The sequence below is a fragment of the Candidatus Acidiferrales bacterium genome, assembly GCA_035515795.1.
GTDB lineage: Bacteria > Bacteroidota > Ignavibacteria > Kryptoniales > JAKASW01 > JAKASW01.
Window position 1 is genome coordinate 46,573 of sequence record DATJAY010000001.1, and the last position, 6,275, is coordinate 52,847.

4 protein-coding genes and 1 tRNA gene are annotated in these 6,275 nt (G+C 46.5%); 4 read left to right on the forward strand and 1 reads right to left on the reverse strand.

All coding sequences use genetic code 11. The features are described from left to right. Positions 1-33: 33 nt before the first annotated feature. Complete coding sequence (gene polX / locus VLX91_00260; protein ID HUI28616.1) at positions 34-1,758, reverse strand: DNA polymerase/3'-5' exonuclease PolX; 1,725 nt, start codon at positions 1,756-1,758, stop codon at positions 34-36. Positions 1,759-1,870: 112 nt separating this feature from the next. On the opposite strand from polX, the gene VLX91_00265 reads away from it, so the two are divergent. The 4 genes from VLX91_00265 to VLX91_00280 all read left to right on the forward strand — a co-directional run bounded on the left by VLX91_00265 (position 1,871) and on the right by VLX91_00280 (position 5,926). After that, positions 1,871-1,945: transfer RNA gene (locus tag VLX91_00265), tRNA-Pro, on the forward strand. Between the two features lie 128 nt (positions 1,946-2,073). Beyond that, a complete protein-coding gene (locus VLX91_00270) occupies positions 2,074-2,325 on the forward strand; it encodes a GIY-YIG nuclease family protein (protein HUI28617.1) in 252 nt (83 codons plus the stop codon). Positions 2,326-2,743: 418 nt separating this feature from the next. Beyond that, positions 2,744-5,068, forward strand: a complete 2,325-nt coding sequence (locus VLX91_00275; protein ID HUI28618.1) for a TonB-dependent receptor — start codon at positions 2,744-2,746, stop codon at positions 5,066-5,068. Positions 5,069-5,077: 9 nt separating this feature from the next. Then, a complete protein-coding gene (locus VLX91_00280; protein HUI28619.1) occupies positions 5,078-5,926 on the forward strand; it encodes a DUF4249 domain-containing protein in 849 nt (282 codons plus the stop codon). The last annotated feature ends 349 nt before the right edge of the window (positions 5,927-6,275 follow it).

A 6,275-nucleotide genomic window follows, 5' to 3' on the forward strand; every position in this document is an offset into this window, starting at 1 on the left:
CCAAAATCTAAGACCAGCAATAAAGAATTTTGTTTACCCTTTGGCATTCTTCAAGAATTTTTTCACACGATCCACGTCCATCGTGTTCAAAAGGTCATCCCTCGTGAGCCAGCCCTTTCTTGCGATGTAAACTCCGTATATGAAATCCGCCAGCCCGGCTTTGGAGTGAGCATCAGGATTGATCGAGAATTTCACACCGGCTTCTTTAGCCTTCTTTATGTTACGCCAGTCGATATCGAGACGATGAGGGTTAGCATTAATTTCTATGACTTTTTTGTTCCGAGATGCCGTCTTGATTATGTCATCGACGTCGACTTCGTAGCCATTTCTGCCGAGGAGCAGTCTGCCGGTCATGTGGCCAAGAATCGTCAGGTACGGATTTTTCATGGCGCTGACAAGTCTTTTTGTCGCCTCATCCTTTTTCATGCCCAGTCTGCTGTGAACGGAGCCGACTGAGAAGTCAAGCTTCTTCAAAACGCCGTCACCAAAATCAAGCTTGCCATCCGACAATATATCTACTTCGCTTCCTTTGAACACAAAAAAATCTTTCTGTACTGCGTTGATCTTGTCCACCGCGTCGGATTGTTCCTTCAGCCTCTTTTCGTCCAAACCGTTTGCGTAGATTGCGACTTTGCTGTGATCGCTGAGTCCCAGATATTTCAGTCCAAGTTTACGCGCGGCTTTCACCATGTCTTCAATCGAGTCGGCGCCGTCGCTCCAGTTGGTGTGAACATGGAACACCCCGATTATGTCCTCGAGTTCAATGAGCTTCGGTATTTCACCTTTCGAAGCGGCCCTTACCGCATCTCCGTCCTCGCGCAGCTCAGGAGGAATAAACTGGAGTCCCAGCTCGCTGAAAATATCCTCTTCGGACTCGAACTGTAATTTTTCTTTCCCCTTCTTTAACTCGTTCGATAACAATGTGTATCCGCGGGAAGAGGCGTATTCCCTCAGGCTCTGATAAAACTCCTTGCTTCCTGTCGAATGCAAAATTGCAAACGGATTCTCGGCTTTGTTCGTGATAATGAACTCAACCTGTATTCCATTTTCCCAGATGACTGAGACAAAATCATTCTGAACATCTTTGACTTCCTTCACACCCTTCAGCTTCTGCAAGGATGCAAAAAGTTTATCCCGCTCACCCGACTTAAATTTTATGACGCAATCGATGTCACGAATTATCTCTCTCCTCCGCCGGTAGCTGCCGGTGAATTCATACTTCTCAACTCCCGACAACTTTTCAAGCGCCGCAGATATTTCATTGGCAGTCGCATGGATAACGTTCAGGAGGTGGTATTCGCTATTCGCTTTCACCTTTTCAATCTCGGCGAGAATCTTGTCCTGAGTTTTCTTGCCGAAACCTTTTAAGGTAACAAGACGGTTTTCGTGGCAGGCGTATTCAAGCTCGGAAAGGGATTTTATGTCAAGCTCTTCATATAAGGCTCGAACTTTGTTCGGGCCGAGTCCCTGGATTTCGAACAGTTCCGTAAGTCCCGGTGGAAATGAGCTTTTCAGTTCTTCAAGGTAAGAAATCCTTCCTGTTTCGACGAATTCGGATAATTTTTTTGACAATGTTTCGCCAATTCCCGGTATTTTTCTAGCCTCGCCCTTCTGAATGAGCCCTACGACATCGGAGGTAGTTTGAGATAAAGATCGCGCAGCTCTAGAATACGCGACGGCTTTGAATTTATCTTCGCCTTTCAATTCAAGGAGCAAAGAGATTTCTTCGAGGGCATGAATGATTTCCTTCTTATCCACCTAAGAATTTAGCTTGCTGTGCCCTAATACGCAATCAAAGTAAGTTATCCGCGTATTAATTATGAAAAACCTTTTCCAAAACAATCCCAAAGGTTATATTATAAGTCAATTGCGGGGCGTGGCTCAGCCCGGTTAGAGCGCTTGGTTCGGGACCAAGAGGTCGTGGGTTCGAATCCCACCGCCCCGACAGATTATTTCGCATATATCTTCTGAGCGGTAACATTTCTAATAGATATCAAAACTAAGTATGGGAGTTAGAGCGTGGCGCGTTTCGCGCCAAGGTCATGGGTTCGAATCCCACCGCGCCGACAGAGAATGTATTTCGCATATATCATCCAGAGTGAGAAAACCCTCAGATATTACACAGGTAGCACGAAGGAACTTGAGAACCGTTTGATGAGACACAACAACGGAGACACTCCTTCAACACGAAGAGAGGTTCCCTGGAAACTGGTACATTTCGAAGAATTTCAATCGCGTTCCGAAGCTGTAAAAAAGGAAATGGGAATAAAGTCTCGCGGAGCCGCAAGATATCTGGAAGATGTTGAAACTAAGACAAGCACTTAGAGCGTGGCGCGTTTCGCGCCAAGGTCGTGGGTTCGAATCCCACCGCCCCGACACTTCATACCATCACTAATGTATCTGAAAGTTAAAGTCCATCCTTCATCTAAACGCGATGAAGTAATACAAAAGGCTCCGGACAATTTCGAAGTATTCCTTCGCGCGAAACCCATCGAAGGCAAAGCAAATGAAGCTCTCCTCATTTCTTTGAGCAAATTCTTGAAAGTTTCACGCTCAAAGATTCGCTTGATTAGAGGGTCATCATCTCACAATAAGATTGTCGAATTAATACATTAGGATTTCTATCATTCCATATTTAATTCTGTCAAAGGTTGTTCGTTACGAGGTGGAACGGCAATGAAAGATTTGTCGTTGAATTATTATTAAACCGTATGATTTGCTTCAACGTCGATAAGACTGTGACATGAGGACTTCCCTGCTTTTCATATTAACTGCGACAGTCATGCCCACAGCGTATGATGCTCACGCGCGGGTCAAGCAGAGTTATACTTTCAGCGGCACAATCAAGAATTCTGAGACCGGTGAAGTCCTCATCGGGGCGACTGTCATCGTGAGAGAACTGAAAGATGTGGGCGCATCTTCCAATGCTTACGGCTTTTATTCAATTACGCTTCCGGAAGGAACATACGCGGTCAATATCCAGTATCTCGGCTTCAAGACTAAGCTCGATACGATCGTTCTCGATCGCGACCGGACAATTAATTTCTCACTTGCGCCTCAGCCGATAACCGAAAGCGAAGTGGTGGTGTCGGGAGAACACAGCAACGCAAACGTCGTCTCCACAAACACGAGCTCGAACAACCTTCAGGTTCAGCAGGTAAAAGCAATCCCCGTCATTCTCGGCGAACAGGATATTTTGAAGACCATCCAGTTCCTTCCAGGAATCGAGGCGGCAGGCGAAGGAAGCACCGCCTTCTATGCGCGCGGCGGAAGCGCGGATCAAAACTTGATCGTGCTCGACGAGGCTCCCGTCTATAATCCATCTCACCTTCTTGGGTTTCTTTCTGTATTTAATTCGGATGCGATAAACGACGTCACGGTCATCACTGGAGGCATGCCGGCAGAATACGGCGGGCGGTTGTCTTCTGTGGTCGATATCCGGACCAACGATGGCAACGACAAAAAATTCGGTGCCACGGGCGGAATCGGACTCCTCGATTCGCGGTTGACCGTCGACGGACCGATCATCAAAGATCAAGGTTCCTTCATCATTTCCGGTCGCAGAACTTACGCGGATCTCTTCCTCAGACTCTCCAAGGACACGACCATAAACCGTGTGCGTTTGTATTTCTACGATTTGAACGCGAAGGTGAATTACACGCTCGGCGATAAAGACCGCGTTTTTTTGTCGGGATATTTCGGAAGAGACAATTTCAATTATCCGGATATTTTCGGATTCAACTGGGGGAACGCAACCGCGACTTTGAGATGGAACCATGTTTTTGGCGACAAATTTTTCTCCAATACTTCGCTGATCTACAGCGACTACGAATACACAAACGATGTAGGTTTAGGCACGAACCAATTTGAGATAACATCGGGGATCCAGGATGCAAATTTCAAAACCGATTTCCAGTATTTCATGACCTCGGGTAATACCATCAGTTTCGGCCTCAATTCGATTTATCACACATTCTTCCCCGGTGCTATCACATCCAGTTCGACAAGTTCCGTCAACAGCCTGTCGCTTGAACACAAGTATGCCCTCGAGAATGCGGCATACATCTCCCACCAGATCGGCATACTCTCAGATTTGAATCTCGACTACGGGTTAAGAGTCTCATCATTTACTCTCCTTGGCCCGGGCACAGTCTACACTTATAATGACCTGGGAGACATTATGGACACAGCAGCTTATGGGTCCGGAAAATCAATAAAGACTTACGTGAGCCTTGAGCCGCGCATTGCGCTGACATACATTCTCGACCAGGAAAACTCTATCAAATCTTCTTACGACAGGACTGTCCAGTACCTGCACCTTCTTTCAAATTCGACTTCGACTAATCCGAGCGATCTGTGGGTTCCGAGCACAAATAATGTTCCGCCGGAGTATGCGGACCAGGTTGACATCGGATATTTCAAGAACTTCGACAACAACCAATATGAATCTTCGCTCGTTCTTTACTACAAATTAATGCGCAACCTGATCGATTACCGGAACGGCGCCGACTTGCAGCTTAATCCGGTTGTCGAGTCTCTTCTGTTATATGGGACGGGATGGAGCTACGGTGCAGAATTACTCGTTAAGAAAAAAATCGGGCCAATCGCTGGGTGGCTTTCTTACACACTTTCGCGAACGGAAGAAAAGTTCGCGCAGATAAACAACGGGAATCCGTTCCCTGCAACGCAGGACCGGACTCATGCCTTTTCAGCCGTCGTCACATATGACTTAAACGACACGTGGACATTTGGTGCGACCTGGGTTTATTATGCCGGCAACGCGGTTACTTTCCCGAGCGGCAACTACATGATCGACGGACGACTTGTGCCATATTATACTTCAAAGAACGGTTATCGAATGCCGGCATATAACAGACTCGATCTGTCGGCAACATGGACGATCAACCAACATTCAAACTTGAACTTCTCGATCTACAATGCCTACAATCGCCAGAACGCGTACTCCATCACCTTCCGGCAAAACCCGGACAATCCAAACGAGACACAGGCGGTGCAGACCACGATATTCCCTATCATGCCATCAATAACTTATAATTTTAATTTTTAGAATTACATCATGACTCGCAGACACGATCGAATATTATTTCTGTTGCTCCTGCTCTTCAGTCTCTCTTCCTGTCAAAAAGTCATCTCCATCGACCTCAACCAGACAAGCCCGCAGATAGTGATTGAAGGACTCGTGAACGACCAGGGCGGAATGGATTCCGTCGTGATAAATATGACGGGAGATTACTTCACGCCTTCCTTATACTTTCAACCGATAACAAACGCAACGGTAGTAATTTCAGACAATGCCGGCGATGTCGACACTCTGAGGCAGGATTCTGCAAACGGGGTTTATTATTCCTTGAGGCCCGACGGCGCACCGGGGATAACATACTCGTTGAAAGTAATTGCAAATGGAAAGGAATATGACGCTGTCTCCACGATGCCTCGGAAGGTAGACATAGATTCCTTCTATGCCCAACCTTCAGCCAGTCTGTTCGGCGAATCGGGCTACGATTTTTACGTGGTGTTCAAAGATCCCCCTCAGTCCGGAAATTATTATCGCATCATACCGCATGTGAATTCTATTCCGCCTGATTCAATCAGAGGCGGACGAGGCGGAATCTTCATAGCCGACGATGAGTTTACAAATGGAAATGAAATTACGTTCCGCTTCGGCATCAGAACGGATCGAAACGACAACAGCGCCAAGATTGGCCCTGGCGACACCGTGAAAGTCGACCTTCTCTCGATCGATAAGGCTACCTACGACTATCTTTATACTCTCAGAAACGTTATAGCCGCAGACCAGAGTCCAACCTCTCTGTCTCCCGCCAACCCAAACACAAATCTCACCAACGGTTCAGTGGGATATTTTTCCGCTTATGCGATGGACTCACGGACAATAATCCTTAGATAATCCTGCATTAATCCGGCGATGACTCAGCTGTGAGGTTCTTATCTGCCGAGACACAAAGAACGGCGGATTATTCAGAATTATTGCCGCCTCTTCGCGATTTGACATTCCGGTGCTGAGATCAAACCCGGGTTTTACAGCTCAAAACTCATCTCAAAAAATCGAGATCGGATTCCATTTCTGTTTGATTTTCTTTGACTTTTCGGCTCAGCTTATCTAAATTCATTCCAGTTGTGCTCTTGATGACAAACGAAATTTTCCATCATTTATTTCTCGGAACACCTTGATAACCTGCGGAGTGAAATCATGAATTCTCAAATTCTACCGATGACTCTTGGTGAAATTTTTGAAA

Coding starts and splice junctions, on each gene's coding strand:
- VLX91_00270 (HUI28617.1), top strand. CDS start 2,074: ATGTATTTCGCATATATCATCCAGAGTGAGAAAACCCTCAGATATTAC.
- VLX91_00275 (HUI28618.1), top strand. CDS start 2,744: ATGAGGACTTCCCTGCTTTTCATATTAACTGCGACAGTCATGCCCACA.
- VLX91_00280 (HUI28619.1), top strand. CDS start 5,078: ATGACTCGCAGACACGATCGAATATTATTTCTGTTGCTCCTGCTCTTC.